This is a genomic window from Streptomyces sp. NPDC033845 (assembly GCF_055576225.1).
Genome location: NZ_JBVIRI010000016.1, coordinates 81,609 through 101,939 on the forward strand (window position 1 = coordinate 81,609; position 20,331 = coordinate 101,939).

Consider the following 20,331-nt stretch of genomic DNA (forward strand, 5'->3'; position numbering starts at 1 on the left):
GTGTTCTCCTCAGGGTGATCATCAGGTGGTTCGGTAGCGGACGGCCCGGCGGCGGGGTCAGCCGGGCAGGGCGGCGGCCAGCAGCTCCGCCAGGGTGGTGCAGTGCGGGGGCTCCACCAGGTCGTGGTGGTGGCCCGGGACGGTGGCCCCGAGGACGGACCCGGCCGTGCGCGGCCCCCAGGCCGCCCGGTCCACCAGGGCGGTGGCCAGCTCGGTATGCCGTTCCGCCACCGTGAACAGGTGCAGATCGGTGCCCAGCACGGCATCCGTGCGGTACGCGGCCGAGGCCGTCCCGTTGGCCTCGGCGACCCGCAGCAGCCGGCGCAGGGCCTCGGTGGGGGAGGCGCCGGTCAGGGTGCCGTCCGCGCGGCCGCGGCGCACCAGGACCTCCAGGAGCTCCTCCTCGCCCAGTTCGCGTGCCGAGCCGGCGTCCAGCCCGGCGGCGATCCCGTACCGCAGCAGGTCCGGATCGACGGCACCGGTACCCGCCCCGGCGTCGGCCCCGGCACCGGCATCGGCCCGGGCCTCCGGGCCGGTGCCGGGCGCGGTGCCCGGCGCGGCCGTGTCGATCAGGCCGAGGAAGGCGACCTCCTCCCCGGCCGCCTCCAGCCGGGCCGCCATCTCGTAGGCGACCGTGCCGCCGAAGGACCAGCCCGCCAGCAGGTACGGGCCGTGCGGCCGCTCCTCGCGGAGCGCGGCCAGATAGCGTTCCGCCATCTCCGCCACCCGCTCCAGGGGCGCCTCCTCCGTGTTGTAGCCCACCGACTCCAGGCCGAGGACCCGCCGGTCACCGCCCGGCAGACCGGCCAGCTCCCGCACCAGGTCGCGGTAGCAGACCACGTCACCGCCCCGGGGATGGACCAGGACCAGCGGCGGCCGGGCCGGATCGCCGTCGGCCAGCGGGACCAGCAGCCGGGCGGCCTCCGCCCCCGCGTCCGGCAGCGCCTCGCACAGGAGCTCCACGGTGCGCCGGCGGAACACCAGGTTCAGCGGCAGCTCCACCCCGAACTCCCGGCGTACCGCGGCCATCAGCGCGAACGCCTTCAGGGAATGGCCGCCCAGCGCGAAGAAGTCGTCGCGGACCCCGATGGGGGCGGTGCCGAGGGTCTCCTCCCACAGCCGGACCATCCGCAGTTCCGCCGGACCGCGCGGGGCGATCCGCTCACCGGCCCCGGCCGCGCGTCCCGCACCCGCCGAGGGCGCGGGCAGCGCCTTCCGGTCGAGCTTGCCGTTCGGGGTGAGCGGCAGCCGGTCCAGGGCGGTGAGCACCGTCGGAACCATGTACTCGGGCAGGTCCCGGCGCAGGAACTCGCCCAGACGCCCCAGGTCGCCCTCCTCGTCCCGCCAGGTCACATAGCCCGCCAGGACGGCGTCCACCCCCGTCCCGTGCACGGCCACGGCCGCCGACAGCACCCGCGGATGCCGGGCCAGCACGGCCTCGATCTCCCCGAGCTCCATCCGGTGGCCGCGCACCTTCACCTGGCCGTCGGCCCGCCCCCGGTACTCCAGGGTGCCGTCGGCCAGCCGCCGCACCAGGTCCCCGGTCCGGTAGAGCCGGCCGCCCCGCCCGTACGGGTCGGGCACGAAGCGGTCCGCCGTCAGACCGGGCCGCCCGTGGTAGCCGCGGGCCACCCCGGCACCGCCGATGAACAGTTCGCCGAACACGCCCACCGGCACCGGACGCAGGCCCGAGTCCAGCACGTGCAGCCCGGTGTTCGCCAGCGCCGAACCGATGGGCACCGGCCCCTCGCCGACCGGACCGGACAGCGGATGGGCGGTGGACCAGACCGTGGTCTCGGTCGGCCCGTACACGTTCCACACCCGCCCCAGGGCCGTGCGCAGCCGCTCGGCCAGCGCGGCCGGCAGCGCCTCGCCACCGCACAGCGCCCGCACATGGGGGGCCTGCCAGCCCGACTCCATCAGCTGGTGCCAGGTGGCCGGAGTGGCCTGCACCACGGAGACCGCGGCGGAGTCCAGCTCCTTCGCGAGGAGGACCCCGTCCCGCGCCGTGTCCCGGTCCACCACCCGGACCGCCGCCCCGCACACCAGCGGGACCAGCAGCTCCAGGACCGCGATGTCGAAGGAGGCCGTGGTGACCGCCGCGACCGTGTCCCCGGCCGTCAGCTCCAGCCTGCGCACCATGTCCCGGGTGAAGTTGGACAGCGCCCGGTGCGGGACCGCGACCCCCTTCGGCCGCCCGGTCGAACCCGAGGTGTACAGCAGGTACGCCAGGTTCTCCGCCCGGACCGGCACCGGGGCGGGTTCCGGGACGGGGGCCATCCCCTCCGCCTCCAGGGCGTCGAGGTCCACCACCGTGACCCCCGCCGGCAGCCGCGGCACGGCGGCCCCGCCGGACACCACCAGCACCCGGGCCCCGCTGTCCGCGAGCATGTACCCGACCCGGTCCGCCGGGAACCCGGGGTCCACCGGTACGTACAGACCGCCCGACCGGAGCACGCCCAGCAGCGCCGCCGGCAGCAGCACGGACCGTTCCGCGCACACCGCCACCGCCGTGTCGGGGCCCACGCCCAGCCCGGTCAGCTCCCGGGCCAGCCGGCCCGAGACCTCCCACAGCCCGGCGTACGTCAGCGCACGGTCCGCGTCCTCCACGGCGGTCCGGTGCGGATCCAGGGCCGCCCGCTCCCCGACCAGCTCGTGCAGCGGCACCCCCGCGCCGGGTCCGCCCGACCCGGCCGGCTCGGCCGTGCCGGATCCGGCGCGCACCAGACGGAGTTCGTCCTCCGCGCCCATCAGGGGGAGCGAGCGCAGCGGGGTGCCCGGATCGGCCACCGCCGCCGTGAGCAGCTCGGCGAGTCCCGAGGTCATCCGTTCCACGGTGTCCCGGTCGAACAGGTCGGTGGCGAAGACCGCCTCGCCGCGCAGTTCGCCCGCCTCCTCGGCGAAGTACACGGACAGGTCGAACTTCGAGGCCCCGCTGGCCAGCGGGAGCGGTTCGAGCTCCAGCCCGGCCGGGGCGGGCGGCACGGCCGCCTCCTCGTCCAGAACCAGCATCACCTGGAACAGCGGGTTGCGGCTCGGGTCGCGCTCCGGCCGGAGCTCCTCCACCAGCCGCTCGAACGGCACCTCCTGGTGGGCGTACGCCCCCAGCGCGGTGTCCCGGGCGCGGCCCAGCAGCTCACCGAACCCGGGGTCCCCGGACAGGTCGGTCCGCAGCACCAGGCTGTTGACGAAGAACCCGATGAGCGGCTCCAGTTCGGCCCGGTCCCGGCCCGCGATCGGCGAGCCCACCGCCACGTCGGCACTGCCCGACCAGCGGGCCAGCAGGGCCTGGAAGCCCGCCAGCAGCACCATGAACAGGGTCGCGTCGTGCCGCCGCCCCAGCTCGCGCAGCCCGCGCAGCAGCGGTGCGGGCAGCACGAAGGGCACCTGTTCGCCGCGTCCCGAGGGCACGGCCGGCCGGGGCCGGTCGGTGGGCAGGTCCAGCGGGGCGAGCCCGCCCAGCCGGTCCCGCCAGTAGTCCAGGGTCCCGGCGAGCGCGTCCCCGCCGAGCCGGTCCCGCTGCCAGGCGGCGAACTCCCGATAAGAGACGGGGAGTTCGGGTAGGGGGGCGGAGTCCTCGCCGGTGTGGGCGCGGTAGGCGGCGAGGAACTCCCGCCAGAACACCCCGACCGACCAGCCGTCGAAGGCGATGTGGTGCGCCACGACCACCAGCAGGTGCTCGGCGGGGGCGATCCGGAGCAGCCGGGCCCGCAGCGGGCCCCCGGCCGCCAGGTCGAAGGGACGCGCCGCGTCCTCGGCCGCCAGCTCCCGCGCCCGCCCGGGCGCCGCCGGGCCGAGCGCCGACAGGTCCGTGAACTCCGGGGCGAAGGCCCCGACCGGGCCGGGCACCACCCGGGCCGCATCACCGGAACGCGCACCGCCGGAACCCGCATCACCGGCATCCGTGCCGCCGGGACCGGGCCCGGCCGCCGCGGATTCCTCGATCCGGGACCGCAGCACCTCGTGCCGGTCCACCACGTCGCCGAGCGCGGCCAGCGCCGCCTCCGTGTCCAGCTTCCCGCCCAGCCGCACGGCGCAGGGCATGTTGTAGTCCGGACGCCCCGGCTGCAACCGGTCCAGCAGCCACAGCCGCTGCTGTCCGAAGGACAGCGGTCCGTGCCCCTCCGGCAGCGCCGGGATACCGCCACCGGAGGCACCGGAGGCACCGGAGGCACCGGACGGACCCGAGGCACCGTCCGTACCGGCCGTGTCCGAGGCGTCCGAGGCTTCCGCGCCCAGGGTGACCAGCGCCCGGGCCAGGTCCTCCGCCACCGGATGGCGGAACACCAGCTGCACCGGCAGGTCCAGCCCCAGCAGGTCGCGCAGCCGGGAGACCACCCGGGTGGCGCGCAGCGAGTGCCCGCCGCGTTCGAAGAAGTGGTCCAGGGCTCCGACCGGGCCGGTGCCGAGCACCTCCTCCCAGACCGCGGCCACGGTCCGCTCCATCGCCGTGCGCGGCGCCGTGTGCGGGCGCGGGCCCCCGGCGGTGCCGGGGTCGGGCACGGACAGCGCCTTCCGGTCGGTCTTGCCGTTCGGGGTCAGCGGCAGCGCGTCCAGCACCACCAGCGTGGACGGCACCATCGCGGCCGGCAGGGCGGACCGGACGAAGTCCAGCACGGCCGCCGGGTCACCGGTGGCCCCGGCCCGCCAGACCAGATGGCCGGCGAGGAAGGCGTCACCGCCCTCGCCGTGCGCGGTGGCCACGGCCCGTGCCACGTCGGGGTGCCGCAGCAGCGCGGCCTCCACCTCGCCCAGCTCGATCCGGTGGCCCCGCACCTTGACCTGGTTGTCCCGGCGGCCGTGGAACTCCAGCACCCCGTCGGACCGCAGCCGTGCCAGGTCCCCGGTGCGGTACATCCGGGCGCCGGGCGGACCGTACGGGTCCGGGGGATAGGCCTCGGCGGTGCGGGCCGGATCGCCGGGATAGCCGCGGGCCACTCCGCGTCCGGCGATGAAGAGTTCGCCGATCGCGCCCTGCGGCAGCGGTTCGAGGTGTTCGCCGAGGACGAGCACCCGGGCGCCGGGTAGCGGCCGCCCGATCGGGATCCGGCCCGACTCGATGTCGGCGTCGGTCACCAGGTGGAAGGTGGTGGTGTTGGTGCACTCGGTGGGGCCGTACTGGTTGACGAGCCGCAGCCGTCCCGGCAGGCCCAGCCCGTGCGCGGCCCGGGCCAGTCCGGCGGTCAGCGCCTCACCGGTGGTCATCACCAGCCGCAGCGCCGGTTCCGGCGCAGGGACCGCCGCCACCAGGGGTTCCAGCATGGAGGGGACGATCGAGAGCAGGGCGGTGACCCGCTCCTCGCGCAGCAGCCGGGCCAGGGCGTCCGGGTCCCCCGCCTCGTCCGCCGAGGCCAGCACGATCCGCCCGCCGGTGGTCAGCGGGGCGAACAGGTCGCGGACCGAGGGGTCGAAGGTGAGGGCCGTGCGGGCCAGCACGGTGTCCTGCGGGCCGATGCCGAACGTGCCGGTCAGCGCCTGGAGGTAGCCGGTGATCGCCGCGTGCGGGACCGCCACCCCCTTGGGGCGGCCGGTGGAGCCCGAGGTGTAGAGCAGATAGGCCGGGTTCCCGGGCCCGGCGGTGTCGGCCGGAGCGGTCGCCGGCAGCCGGTCGATCAGCCGCCGCTCGGCCGCCGAGCCGGTGTCCAGGACCGGCCTGCCGCCGGTCAGGCCCTCCGGCAGGCCGCCGGGGAGCCCGGAGGTGAGCACCAGACGGGCGCCGCTGTCCGCCAGCACCGTCCGCAGCCGTTCGGCCGGATGGTCCGGGTCCACCGGTACGTACGCCCCGCCGGCCTTCAGCACGGCCAGCACGCAGACCACCGTGCCCGGGTCCCGGCCCGCCGGCACGGCCACCGTGGTCTCCGGGCCGGTGCCCAGCTGACGCAGCCGGTGGGCCAGCCGGTTGGCGGCCGTGTCGAGTTCGGCGTAGGAGGTGGTGCGGCCGCGCCAGATCACGGCGGGCGCGTCCGGCCGCAGCCGGGCCTGTTCCGCCACCAGCGCGTGCAGGGTCAGGGCCGCCGGCCCGCCCGTCGGCGGGGCCGTCCCCACCGAGGGGTCCTCGCCGAGGAGCGCGGCGTGTTCGCCGGGGGACAGCAGGTCCAGCCGGGACAGCGGGAGGTCCGGGCCCTCGGCGGCCCCGGCCAGCAGCCGGAGGTAGTGTCCGGCGAACCGTTCCACCGTGGCCCGGTCGAACAGGTCGGTGGCGTACTGCACGGTGCCGGTGAGCCCGCCCGGGTGCTCCGTCATCGCGAGGCTGAGGTCGAACTTCGCCGTCCCGTTGCCGGTGTCGAGGGTCTCCACCGCCACACCGTCCAGCGGCAGCGAGCCGAGCTGGTCGGGGTGCAGCTGGAACAGCACGTCGAAGAGCGGGTTGCGGCCCAGGTCGCGGTCCGGCCGCAGCTCCTCCACCAGCCGGTCGAAGGGCACGTCCTGGTGCTCGTAGGCGGCCAGGGCGGTCCGCCGCACCCGGTCCAGCAGTTCGCCGAAGGCGGGGTCCCCGGACAGGTCGGTGCGCAGCACCAGGGTGTTCACGAAGAAGCCGACGAGCGGCTCCAGTTCGGTGCGGTCCCGGCCCGCGACGGGGGAGCCCACCACGATGTCCCGCTGCCCGGTGTAGCGGGCGAGGAGGGCCTGGAACCCGGCCAGCAGCACCATGTACAGGGTGGCCCCGTGTTCCCGGGCCAGCCCGCCGAGCCGGGCCGCGAGCGCGGCGGGGACCTCGAAGGCGAGGCTGTCGCCCGCGCCCGAGCGGAGCTGCGGGCGCGGCCGGTCGGTCGGCAGCTCCAGGGCCGGCAGCCCCGCCAGCGCCGCCCGCCAGTAGGCGATCCCGGCCGCCGATCCGCCGGCCGCCTCCCGGCGCTGCTGCCAGTACGCGAAGTCCCCGTACTGGACCGGGAGTCCGGGCAGGGCCGGCCGCTCGCCGCGGCGCAGCGCCGCGTAGGCGGCCGAGAGCTCGCGCCACAGCACCGGCATGGACCAGCCGTCACCGACGGTGTGGTGCAGCACCAGGACCAGCAGGTGCTCCCCGGCCGTGACGCGCACCAGCCGGGCCCGCAGCAGCGGGGCCGTGCCCAGGTCGAAGGGGGCGGCCGCATCCGCGTGGGCCAGACCGAGGGCCCGCGCCCGGGCCTCCTCCGCGGGAAGCTCACCGAGGTCGGTGAGCGGGACGGCGAACACCTCGGGAGGTGACACGAGCTGCACCGGGCCGTCCGGCCCCTCGGCGATCCGGGACCGCAGCACCTCGTGCCGGGCCACGACCACCCCGAGCGCCTCGGTCAGCGCCCGCGCGTCCAGCGGGCCGGTCAGCCGGGCGGCCACCGGGATGTTGTAGTCGGGGCGGCCGGGCTGGAGCTGGTCCAGGAACCACAGCCGCTGCTGGGCGAAGGACAGCGGGGCGTCCGTCCCGGCGGGTCGGGCGCCGATGCCGGCGGTCGGGTCCGCGCCGGCCGGTCCGGCGGCCGGGCCGCCGGTCTGCCGCAGCCCGTCCAGGGCCGCCGCGAACCCTTCCAGCGTGGGGTGTTCGAACAGCAGCCGCAGGGGTACGCCGGTTCCCAGACGGGTGCCGAGCCGGGACACCGCCCGGGTGGCCCGCAGGGAGTGCCCGCCGAGGGCGAAGAAGTCGTCCCGGCGGCCGATCGGGCCGGTGTCCAGCACCTCGGCCCATACGGCCGCGGCCAGTTCCTCGGTCTCCGTCGCCGGGGCCGTGAACTCGGCCCGGACCAGGCCCTCCTCGGGCGGCGCGGGCAGCGCCCGCCGGTCCAGCTTGCCGTTCGGGGTGACCGGCAGGGCGGCCAGCTCCACGATCGCGGACGGCAGCATGTAGGCGGGCAGCCGGGCGGCCAGCGCCCGCCTCAGCCCGTCGGTGTCCGGCCCGGCGCCCACCGGGCCGTCCGGGTCCGTGTCCCGGCCGGCCACCACATAGGCGACCAGGCGCTGTTCACCGGGCGAGTCCGTCCGGACCAGCACCGCGGCGTGCCCGACCCCCGGGCAGCGCAGCAGTTCGGCCTCGATCTCGCCCGGCTCGATCCGGTGCCCCCGGATCTTGACCTGCTGGTCGGCGCGCCCCAGGTAGTCGAGCGCTCCGTCGGGGCGGCGGCGGACCAGGTCCCCCGTCCGGTACATCCGGGAGCCCGGTTCGCCGTACGGGTCCGGGGTGAACTGCCGGGCGGTCAGCCCGGGGCGGCCCAGATAGCCGCGGGCCACTCCGGTGCCGCCCACGCACAGCTCGCCGACGGCACCCTCCGGGACGGGCCGGCCGAGCCCGTCCAGGACGTACAGCCGGGTGTCGTCCAGGCCGGTGCCGATCGGTATCCGACCGGCCGCGGGCGCCCCAGGACCGCTGTCGACCCGCTGCCGGGTGGCGAACACGGTCGTCTCGGTGGGGCCGTACACATTGACCAGCACGGTGTCCGGGGCCTGCTCCCGGGCCCGGGCGAAGGAGTGCGCGGAGGCGGCCTCGCCGCCCGTCCACACCTCCCGCAGCCGGCCCAGCAGCGCCGGGCACTCCTCGACGACCAGGTTGAACAGCGCGGCCGTCAGGAACAGCGAGCTGATCCGGTGCTCCTCCACCAGCCGGGTCAGCGCCGCCGTGTCCACCCGGCCGGGCGGGGCCAGCACCACCTCGCCGCCGGACAGCAGCGGCACCCACAGCTCGTAGGTCGAGGCGTCGAAGGCCAGCGGGGAGTGCGCCAGCACCCGCCGGTGCGCCGGCCCGAACGCGGAGTCCCGGACGAGCGCCGCCACATTGGCGTGGGTGACCCCGATGCCCTTGGGCTCGCCGGTGGAGCCGGAGGTGAACATCACGTACGCCAGCTGCTCCGGCCGGCAGACCGGGGCCGGGACCGGCCCGGCGGACCCGCCGGAGGGCGGCGGGCCGTCGGGGGCGGTGGCGTCCAGCACCGGGACGGGGCAGTCGCGGACGGCCTCGTGGCCGGCCGTCACCGGGTCGGTGAGCAGCAGCCGGGCACCGGTCCGCTCCAGCATCCAGTGCAGCCGTGCGGTCGGGAAGCCGTCGCCCAGCGGGACGTAGGCGCCACCGGCCTTCAGCACCGCCAGGACCGCCACCGGCAGGTGCGCGGAACGCTCCATCAGCAGGGCGACGGGGGACTCCGGACGCACCCCGGCGGCCGTCAGCCGGGCCGCCAACAGGTCGGAACGGGCGTCGAGTTCGGCGAAGCTGAGGCGTTCGGCGCCGCACACCACGGCGGGCGCGCCGGGGGTGCGGCGGACCTGCTCGGCGAACAGCTCCACCAGGGTGGCCGGGGCGAGGTCAGGGCGGGCCGGGCCGTGCCCGCGGCCGGTCAGCCCGGCCGCGGTCGCCGCCGAGGGCAGCAGCTCGGCCACCGGTCGGTCGGGCTCCTCGGCCGCCGCGCCGAGCAGCTCCAGATAGTGCGCCAGGATCCGCTCGGCCGTGGCCCGGTCGAAGAGGTCGGTGTCGAAGACCAGCGAGCCGGACCAGTCGGCGGGCCCCTCGGAGACGAACACGCTGAGGTCGAAGAGGGAGCCGCCGAAGTCGATCCGCAGCGGACGCGCCTCCAGCCCCGGCAGCCGCAGCCCGGCCGTCTCGTCCTGCGCCGACGCGAACATCACCTGGACCAGGGGGTTCCGGTCGCCGACCCGCTCCGGACTCAGACGCTCCACCAGCCGGTCGAAGGGCACCTCCTGGTGGTCGTAGGCGTCCAGCGTGGTCCGCCGGACCCGGCCGAGGAGCTCACGGAAGCCCGGCTCCCCCGACAGGTCGCAGCGCAGCACCACGGTGTTGACGAAGAACCCGACGAGCGGCTCCAGCTCCACCCGGTCCCGGCCGGCCACCGGAGTGCCCACCGCGATGTCGGTACGACCGCAGTAGCGGGCCAGTGAGGCCTGGAACCCGGCCAGCAGGGTGGTGAAGAGGGTGGCTCCGGCTTCCTCGGCGATCCGGCGCAGCCGGGCGGTGAGCTCCGCGTCCAGCCGGAACTCCAGGCTCGCCCCGTCGCCGCTGCGCCGGGTGGGCCGGGGCCGGTCGGCGGGCAGTTCGAGCGGCTCCAGACCGCGCAGGGACTCCTCCCACCAGCGCAGCTGCCCGTCCATCGAGCCGTCGGCGAACCGGTCGCGCTGGCCGCGGGCGTACGCCTGGTAGTCCAGCGGCAGCGGGGCCGTGACGGCCGGGCGACCGGCCAGGTGGGCCGCGTAGCCCTCCGACAGCTCCTGCCACAGCAGGCCCATGGACCAGCCGTCGGTGGCGATGTGGTGGACCACCAGGACCAGCAGGTGGTCCTCGGCACCGAGCCGGATCAGCAGACCGCGCAGCAGCGGTCCGGCGGCCAGGTCGAAGGGCTTGCGGACCTCCTCCCGGGCCAGGTCCACGGCCCGCCGCTCCAGCCCGTCGAGCGGGCCGGCCCCCAGGTCCAGCACCGGCAGCGGGAAGGCCGCCGGGGCGGGCAGCACCACCGGGTGCGGCACCCCGTCCCGCTCCTCGAACACGGTGCGCAGCGGCGCGTGGCGCGCCACCACCCCGGTCAGTCCCCGGCGCAGCAGGTCCGGTCGCAGCGGGCCGCGCAGCCGCACCAGTTCGGGGATGGCATGGCCGGGCGTGCCGTCCGCCATCCGGTCCACCAGCCACATCCGCTCCTGGGCGAACGAGGCGACGGGCGCGGCGGCCGGGCCCCCGGCGGGGGCGGTCGGGGCGGTCGGGCCGGCGGCCGGGGCCGGGCCGGCCGCCGAGTCGTCCAGCGCGGCGCGCACACGGCGGCGCAGCAGCTCACGGGCGGCGGCCAGGCGGCCGTCCGTACCGGCGGGCAGGCTCTCCTGGGTGGTCACGAGGTCTCTCCCTGGAACACGAGTGAAGGAATCGCAGAAGGGGTGGAAGGGGCGGACGGGTCGGTTGCGGCGTCCAGTTCGGCCAGCAGCGCCGTCTCCACGGCGGCGGCCAGCGCCGCGACCGTCCGCTGTTCGAAGACGGTGTGCAGGGGGAGCTCCAGCCCGAGGGACTGGCGCAGCCGGGCCGCCACCCGGGTGGCGCTCAGCGAGTGCCCGCCGAGGGCGAAGAAGTCGTCGTGCCGGCCGATCCGCGGCGCGTCCAGCACCCCGGACCACACCAGGGCCACCAGCTCCTCGGTCTCCCCGTCGGGCGCCTCGTACCCGGCGGCCGGGGCCGCGGCGGGCGCCGGGAGCGCCCGGCGGTCCAGCTTGCCGTTGGCCGTGACCGGCAGCCCGTCCACGAACACCAGCACCGGCACCATGTACTCCGGCAGGGCGGCGGCCAGCCCGGCCCGCAGCTCCTCCGGGTCCGGGGCCCGTCCGGCCTCCGGCACCACGTAGCCGACGAGCCGGCGCTCGCCCGGGACGTCCTCGCGGACCACCACGGCGGCCCGACCGACCCCGGGCAGCCGGCCCAGGACCGTCTCGATCTCGCCGAGTTCGATCCGGAAGCCGTGGATCTTCACCTGGTCGTCGGTGCGCCCCAGGTACTCCACCGAACCGTCGGCCCGCCGCCGGGCCAGGTCACCGGTCCGGTACATCCGCGAACCCGGCGGCCCGAACGGGTCCGGCGAGAACCGCTCGGCGGTCAGCCCCGGACGCCCCAGATAGCCGCGGGCCAGTCCGGCACCCGCCAGGAACAGCTCCCCGGCCACCCCGACGGGCACCGGCCGCCCCCTGGGGTCCAGCACGTACAGGGAGGTGTTCCAGATCGGCCGCCCGATCGGCACCGGTCCGGGATCCTCCCGGCGACAGTCCCAGTGGGTGACGTCCACGGCCGCCTCGGTGGGCCCGTACAGATTGTGCAGGGGCACGTCCAGCACATCGAGGAACCGGTCCTTCAGCTCCTCCGGCAGGGCCTCCCCGCTGCACACCACCCGCCGCAGGGAACGGCACAGGCCGGCCCCCGGATCCTCCGCGAACGCCGCCAGCATCGACGGGACGAAGTGGACGGTGGTGACCGCCTCCTGCCGGATCACCCGGCTGAGATAGGCCGGGTCCATGTGCCCGCCCGGCTCCGCGACCACCAGGGCGGCCCCGGTCAGCAGCGGCCAGAAGAACTCCCACACCGACACGTCGAAGCCGAACGGGGTCTTCTGCAGCACCCGGTCGTCCGCGCCCAGCCGGTACCGGTCCTGCATCCACAGCAGCCGGTTGACGATCGCCGCGTGCTCCACGACCACCGCCTTGGGGCGGCCCGTGGACCCGGAGGTGTAGATCACGTACGCGGGGTGCGAGGGCAGCGGTCCGCGTGCCGTCGTGCCACCGCCGCCCGCGTGGTGGCCCGGGTGGTCGGCGGCCGGGTCCAGCCGGGGCGGTCCCGCGACCGCCGGAAGGGTCGCCGCCACCGCGTCGTCGGCGATCAGCAGCACCGGACGGGCGTCCGACAGCAGATAGCCGATCCGCTCGGCCGGCAGCGAGAGATCCACCGGAAGGTAGGCCGCCCCCGACTTCAGCACGGCCAGCAGCGCGACCACCAGTTCGGTGGAGCGGAGCAGCGAGACCGCCACGATCCGCTCCGGACCGGCCCCCCGCTCCCGCAGCACCCGGGCCAGCCGCTCGGCACGGGCGTCGAGCCCCGCGTACGTCAGGCTCTCCCCGCGGAACACGGTGGCCACGGCGTCCGGGGTCCGCGCGACCTGCCGCTCGAACAGCTCCACCAGGGTGGTTGCGGGAACCGGAACGGCCGTGTCGTTCCACTCCCGGATCAGCCGGTGCTGCCCCTCGGACAGCGGGTCCAGCCGTCCGACCGGGGTACCGGGGGAGTCCGCGACGGCCGTCAGCAGCACCTCCAGCGCCTCGCCCAGACTGCGCGCCGTCCGGGCGTCCAGGACGTCCGTACGGTGGTCCAGGTGCAGCCGCAGCCGCTCACCGGGCAGCACGATCAGGTTGACCGTGTAGTGGGTGGCGTCGGAGGCCTCCACCCCGGTCAGCCGGGGGCCGCCGCCCAGGTCGCGCAGGGCCTCCAGGTCGAGGGGATAGTTCTCCACCACCACCGCGGTGTCGAACAGGGTTCCCAGCCCGGCCGCGTGCTGGATCCCGGCCAGACCGGCGTGCTGGTGGTCCATCAGCTCGGCCTGCTCGTCCTGGAACCGGGCCAGCGCGGCGATCAGCGGCTCGTCCTCCCGGATCCGGAACCGCACGGGCAGCGTGTTGATCAGCAGACCCACCATGGACTCGATGCCCGGGACCTCCGAGGCCCGCCCGGAGACGGTCCCGCCGAACACCACGTCCTCCCGCCCGGTCACCCGGCCCAGCAGCACCGCCCAGACACCCTGGACGACACTGTTGAGGGTGACCCCGGCGGCCCGGGCCCGGGCCAGCAGCCGGGCGGTGAGCTCCGCCGGCAGCTCCACCGAGGTCCGTTCGGGCAGCTCGCCGATCCGGTGGGGGTCGGCCGCGCCCAGCAGGGTGGGCTCGTCGAGTCCCGCCAGCGCACCGCTCCACGCGGCCTCGGCCGCCGCCCGGTCCTGCCGGGCCAGCCAGGCCAGATGCGACCGGAAGGGCACGGCTTCGGGCAGCGGGAGGCCCGGCGGGAGCCCCGGCAGCGCGATGCCCGGCACCGGCGCGCCGGGGCGTGCGGCCTCCGCGTATCCGGTGAGGAGTTCGCGGAGCAGCACCGCCGAGGACCAGCCGTCCCACAGGATGTGATGGTTCGTCATGACGAGGCGGTGGCTCCGCTCCGCGCAGCGCACCAGGGTGAACCGCACCAGCGGGGGCCGCTCCAGGTCGAACCGGCGCAGCCGGTCGGCGGCCAGCAGCTCCTCCCATTCCCGCTGCCGGTCCGTCTCGTCGAGACCGCCCAGGTCCACGGCCTCCCAGGGCGCGCGGACCTCCTCGACGACCACCTGTACGGGACCGTCCAGGCCCTGGTCGGTGAAGGCCGAGCGCAGCGCCTCGTGCCGCCCCAGCATCCGGTCGCAGGACGCCCGCAGGGTCTCCGCGTCCAGCGGACCGTCCAGGGTGAGGATGATCTGGCCCGTGTAGGCGTCCAGGGCTCCGGTGTCGAAGGCCGCGTGGAAGAAAAGCCCCTCCTGGAGCGGGGAGAGCGGCAGCACCTCGGTGAGACCGGGATAGCGGGCGGCCAGCCCGGCCGTCTCCGCTTCCCCGAGCCGCACCAGCGGCGGCCGATCGGCGGCGGGCAGGGCCGGCCGGGCGGGTCCGGTCCAGCCGGCCAGCAGGCGCAGCGCCTCCTCCCAGGCGGCCACCAGTCCGGCCGCCTCGGTCGGGTCCAGCAGGGCCTCCGGCCAGCCGACGACAGCGGTGAGGGAGGGGCCGGAAGGCCCGTCCACGGCCAGGGCGTCGATCTGGAGGGCGTGCTCGACGGGCATCCCCGGGTCCACGGCGGCCCGCAGCCCGCCCGCTTCCGGGGCCGGCTGCCAGGGCGTCTCCTGCGCTCCGGGGAACCGGCCCAGGTAGTTGAACAGCAGCCGGGGGAGCGGGAGTCCGGCCAGCTCGGCGGTGCTGTCCGGGTGGATCCGGCTCAGCAGGCCGAAGCCCGTGCCGTGGTCGGGTACGGCGGCCAGGGTGCTGTGCACCCGCGAGACGAGGCCGGCGAGGGCCTCACCGCTCCCGGCGCCCGCTCCGGGCCCGTCCAGCCCGTTCAGCCCGTCCAGCCCGTCCAGCCTGTCCAGCCCGTCCAGTCCTTCGAGTCCTTCGAGGTCGAAGCGCACGGGGTACTGGGTGGTGAACCAGCCCACCGTCCCGGCGAGGTCGTGCCGCCCGGTGCGGTCGGCACGGCCGTGGCCCTCCAGGTCGACCAGCAGTGACCGGACGGCCGCCCCCGCCCCGGACCCGGGCCGCGTACCGGTACCGGCGGAGACCTTGCGTACGGCCAGGGCCAGCCCCGCGAGGAGCACCTCGGCCGGACCCGTCCGCAGGGCGGCCGGCACCCGGGCCAGCAGCGGACCCGCCACCTCCGGCGGAAGGTCGAGGGTCAGCGTCCGTACCGTCCCGGCGGTGTCCCGGACCGGGTCGGGGACCCGCTCCCACGGCGCGGACCCCTCCGGCGCGGACCCCTCGGGCGCGGACCTCTTCTCCCCATCACCCAGCACACCGCGCCAGTAGGGCAGTTCCGCCAGCACCTCCGGGGATCCGGCCCGCCGCTCCAGATGGTGCGCCCAGGCGCGGAAGGAGCTCCCGCCGTCCACGGCCGGGACCGTCCGCCCGGCGGCCTCCGCCTCCCAGGCCGCCGCCAGGTCCGCCATCAGGATCCGCCAGGACACCCCGTCCACGGCGAGATGGTGCACGCACAGCAGCAGCCGGTCGGCCGCGGCCGAGCCCTCGCCGTCGGCGAACCGCACCGCGCGCAGCATCACCGAGGCCGAGGGGTCCAGCAGCCGGGCCGCCTCCCCGGTGGCCTCCGCCACCAGGGCGGCGCGCCCGGCCTCGTCCAGCCCGGCCACACGCACCGTCCGGTACAGCGCGGCCACATCCACCGAACCCGGTTCGCCGACGGTGCACACCGCTCCGTCCGGGCCTTCGGACACGCCCATCCGGAGCGCCCCGTGCCGGTCCACGACCGACCGCAGCACCCGTACCAGGGTGTCGTCCTCCGCGCCCGGGGGCAGGGCCAGCACCATCGACTGGCTGAACCGTCCGATCGGGCCGGGGCCGTCCAGCAGCCAGCGCATCACCGGAGTGGCGGGCAGCGGACCGCACTCGCCGACGGCGGGCGGGGCCGCCGCGTCCGCGCCGGCCGGCCGGCCGTCCGGGCCGCCGACCGCCGAGGCCAGGGCGGCGGCCGTCTTGTGCGCGAACACCTCGCGCAGGGTGAAGGAGTACCCCCGGGCCCGGGCCCGGCTGGTCAGGGTGAGGGCGGTGATGCTGTCGCCGCCCAGTTCGAAGAAGTTGTCGTCCGGGCCGGCCGTGACCCCGAGGGCCTCGGAGAACAGCCCGGCCAGCTCCCGCTCCACCGGGGTGCACGGACGTTCCGACCGCTCCGCCCGCAGCGGTTCCTCGGGCAGGGTCAGCCGTGCCCGGTCCACCTTGCCGCCCGCCGTCAGCGGCAGCCGGTCCAGCACCACGAAGGTGCCCGGCACCATGTAGACCGGCAGTACGGCACCCAGCTCCCGGGCCAGCAGCACCGGATCCGGAGCCGGCCCGTCCGCGGCGGGCGGTGCCACGAAGGCGACCAGCCGACGCTGCCCGCCCGCGGTGGCCCGCACCTCGACGGCCGCCTGGCCCACCGAGGGCTGCCGGGCCAGCGCCGCCTCGATCTCACCCGGTTCGATCCGATGCCCGTTGATCTTCACCTGGCGGTCGACCCGCCCCAGGAACTCCAGCTCACCGCGCTCCGACCAGCGCACCAGGTCGCCCGTCCGGTACATCCGGGCACCGGGCACCCCCGAGAACGGATCCGGCACGAACCGGTCCGCCGTCAGACCCGGACGCCCCGCGTACCCCCGGGCCAGACCGGCACCCGACACGCACAGCTCGCCCGTCGCCCCCGGCGGCAGCAGCCTCAGCTCCCGGTCCACCACATGGGCCCGGTGGTTGGCCATCGGCCGGCCGATCGGCGGGACCCGGCCGTACGAGGGGGGCACCACCCGGTGCATGGTGGCCGACACGGCCGCCTCGGTGGGCCCGTAGGCGTTCCAGACCTCGCGCCCCGACACCGCCCACCGGTCGACGGCGTCCCCGGACGGCGCCTCGCCGCCCGTGGACAGGAACCGCAGTGCGGGCAGACCGGCCGGGTCCAGCAGCGGCAGCAGGGCCGGCGGCAGATCGGCCACCGTCACCGCCCGCCCGGCCAGCAGCGCCTGCAGCCGGTCGACGTCCACCCGCTCGGCATCGGTGGCCAGGACCAGCACGGAGCCGCTCAGCAGCGCCCCGAAGACATCGAGCACCGAGACGTCGAAGGACAGCGAGGCGAACCCGAGGAACCGCTCCGGCCCGCCCGCGCCCCCGTCGCCCGCCTCCGCACCGCACAGGGCGAGATGTCCCCGTACGAAGTCCACGGCCGCCGAGTGCGGCACCACCACGCCCTTGGGCTCGCCCGTACTGCCCGAGGTGTACAGCAGGTACGCGGCCGAAGCCGGGGGCACCCCTTCGCCCGGCCGGCGGTCGTCGGGGCCCTCCGACGGCTCGGCCGGGTCGACCACGCGGGACAGGTCCGCGGGCAGCCGCTCCCGGGTCCCCGGCCGGGCGAGGACCGTGCCCAGCCCCGCGTCCCGCACCACGTACCCGATCCGCTCGGCCGGCAGGCCCGGATCCAGCGGTACGTAGCAGCCGCCGGCCTTCAGCACGCCCAGGACGGCCGCGACCATCGCCGGTGAACGCTCCACGCACACCCCCACCGGGGTCCCCGGCGCCAGCCCCGGCCGCAGCCGCTCCGCGATGCCGCCGGCCCAGGCGTCGAGCCGCCGGTAGGAGACCTCCTCGCCGTCGCACACCACCGCGACCGCGTCCGGGGTGAGGGCCGCCCGCTCCTCGAACAGGGTGTGCAGCAGCCCCGCGCCGGGCGCGGGATCCGTCCCCCCGTCGGCGAGGACGGCGATCCGCTCCTCGTCCCGGGCCGTCAGGAACGGCAGTTCACGCACCGCGGTGCCGTCCTCGGCCCCGGCCAGCGCGACCAGGAACCGGGTGAACCGGTCCCGCAGCGCCTCCAGCCCGGCCGGGCCGCCGTCTCCGCCCCCGCCCTCCGCCTGCACGGTCAGCGGGCCGTCGCCGCCCCGGTCGTAGACGTTGAGGGAGACGTGCTCCACCGGTCCGACCGCCAGGTTGTGCGCGGACGCCGGAACCCCCGCGAAGGACAGCTCGTAGTCGAAGGACATCAGGTTGACCGCGGCGTCCCACAGCCGGGGACCGGCCCCCGTGTACTCCTCGATCCGGTAGCGCTGGTGCCGCAGCACCTCCTTGATCCCGGCCGAGGTGCTCCGCACCAGCTCGCCCACCGTGGTGTCCCCGGTCACCGTCAGCCGCAGCGGCAGCACCTTGGAGAACATCCCCGGGGTGCGGCGGGCGTCCGCGGTGGTCCGGCCGGTCACCGGCAGGCCCAGCACCACGTCCTCGGTCCCGCCGACCCGGTGCAGATAGGCGGCGGAGGCCGCCATCACCAGCGCCGACCAGCGGGTGCCGTGCCGGCGGGCGGACTCGCGCAGCGTCCGCGCCCCGGCCGCCCCGAGCTCCCCGCTGACCCGGACCGGCCGGCCCGTCGCGGCCGCCGGCACGCTGCCGGTGAAGGACACCGGCGCCGGGGCGCCGGCCAGCTTCGCCCGCCAGAACTCCCGGTCCGCGACCAGCTGTTCGGATCGGGCGTACTCCTCCTCCGCGGCCACGATCCGGGCCCACGGCGCGCCCTCCGCCTCCGGCACGGGGGTTCCGGCGGCCAGCGCCGAGTACACCTCCGCGGTGCGGCGGGCGAGCATCGAGCCGGTGACCCCGTCCGCGACCAGGTGGTGGTAGCCCTGCATCCACCGGTAGGTGTCCGGGCCGGTCCGCACCAGCAGGAACCGGCACACGTCACCGGCCGCCAGGTCGGTGGGCCGGGCCAGCTCGGCCCGCATCAGCCGCTCGGACTCCGCCCCGGCGTCGGGACGGCCGCTGAGGTCGACCGTCTCCATCAGGAACGGCGGCGGACCGCAGGGGATCTGGCGCACCGCACCGTCGGATTCGGCGAACCGGACGCGCAGGGACTCCGTCCCGGCCACCATCAGGCGCACCGCCTCGGCGAACAGCTCCGGATCCAGCGGACCGCGGATCTCCAGGTACTCGCCGATCGTGTAGTCCAGGCGGGCGGGATCGAGCTGCTGCGCGAACCAGACGCCGCTCTGCGACGGGGTCAGGGGCAGCGGCCCGTGGTCGTGATTGGCCATGCGGTGGTCAGTCTCCTCAGTCGGATCGGTCGATCAACGACGACGCGACCCCACTGTCGAAGACCCGGGACATCCCGGAAAGTCCCACCAATACGCCTCTTGACGACCCCCGTCCGGCCCCGGGAAAAACCCGGTAACGCGATCCCGTGACAGCCGCTCAACGCCGCTGCGGCTCCAGGACCTCGGCCGCCGCCCGCAGACCGGACTCCACGGCCCCGTCGATGTACCCCGCCCAGCGGGTGGCGGTCTCGGTACCGGCCCAGTGCAGCGGGCCCACCGGCCGGCGCAGCGCCGGCCCGAACCGGGTCAGGGTGCCCGGAGTGGCGAAGGCCCCGTAGCAGCCACGGCTGAACTCCTCCCGGGTCCAGTCGTGTTCGAGGTAGTCGAGGGGACGCAGGGCGCGCGGCCCGAAGTAGCCGGCCAGGTCCTCGACCACCCGCGCCCGGCGCTCCCCGGGCTCCAGCCGGGAGTAGGCGTCCGCGTGCCGGCCTTCCAGGAACCCCACCAGAACTCCGGGGGAGCCGCCCGGGGGAGTGTTGTCGAGCACCGTGCCGCAGGGCCGCACGGTGCTGTTGGCCTGGCCGCTGAGGCCCTCGCGCCGCCAGAACGGCTCCTCGTAGACGACGTTGACCTTGATGACCCGCCCCATCGGCATCCCCCGGACCAGCCCCTCCCGCTCCCCGGGCAGCCCCGGCTCGAACCGGATCGACGAGCTCAGGGGCGGCGGCAGGGCGAGCACGGCCCGCCGGGCGCGGACGGCCGCCCCGCCCCGGGTGCGGACCCGGACCCCGCCGTCCCGCCACCCGACCCCGGCCACGGGCGCGCCCAGGACGATCCGGTCGCCGAGCTCCCGGGCCAACTCCAGCGCGATCCGCTGGGATCCGCCGACCACCCGGTCCTGCTGGGCCCCGCCCACCACGCCGATCAGCCGGTCGAGCCCGCCGGCCGCACCCACGTAGAAGGCCGCCCACAGCGCGGACACCTCCTCCGGCCCGGCGGACAGCACCGCCTCGGTGACCAGCCGGAAGAAGGCCCGGCCGCGCGCGGTGCGGGCGGTCCCGCGGATCCAGTCGTCGAAGGTCCGGCCGTCCAGGCCCTCCGCGCCCCGGGCCCGCCAGGGTTCGGCCGCGGCGATCCTGCGGGCCGTGCGGTCCAGGCGGTACTGGGCCTGGCCGATGTCGGCGAGCACCAGGGGGTTCAGGAGGGGGATCCGGCCCCGGTAGCGGCTGCGGTCCGGGCCGAACTCGGCGATGTGCGCACCGTCCGCATGGGTGGGGTGGGTGCCCAGACCCAGCTCCGTGACCAGGCGGTTCACCCGGTGCTGGGTCGGGCCGATCCACTGCCCGCCCATCTCCACGGGGGCGCCGCCGGGCAGTTCGGCGTTCAGGAGGCGGCCGCCCACCCGGTCGCGGGCCTCCAGCACCAGGACGTCCAGCCCGCCGCGGACCAGTTCGCGCGCGGCCACCAGCCCCGCCGTTCCGGCTCCGACCACCACCACGTCCGCGGAGTCCCGCATCGCCCGCACCCCTCCCCGGCGTACGGCCGGAACCGTACGTTAGCT

The 20,331-nt window shown here is 76.2% G+C and carries 3 protein-coding genes; all 3 read right to left on the minus strand.

Annotated elements, in window-relative coordinates; genetic code table 11:
• Positions 1–57 precede the first annotated feature (57 nt).
• A complete protein-coding gene (locus ACZ50K_RS28730; RefSeq protein WP_468908202.1) occupies positions 58–10,794 on the minus strand; it encodes an amino acid adenylation domain-containing protein in 10,737 nt (3,578 codons plus the stop codon).
• Entirely contained in the window at positions 10,791–18,770 is a 7,980-nt protein-coding gene (locus ACZ50K_RS28735; protein ID WP_468908204.1) for an amino acid adenylation domain-containing protein, read from the minus strand. Before ACZ50K_RS28735 ends, ACZ50K_RS28730 begins: the two co-directional genes overlap by 4 nt.
• 157 nt (positions 18,771–18,927) lie before the next feature.
• Positions 18,928–20,286 (minus strand): flavin monoamine oxidase family protein, encoded by a 1,359-nt coding sequence (locus ACZ50K_RS28740; protein WP_468908206.1) that lies wholly within the window; start codon positions 20,284–20,286, stop codon positions 18,928–18,930.
• Positions 20,287–20,331: the final 45 nt, after the last annotated feature.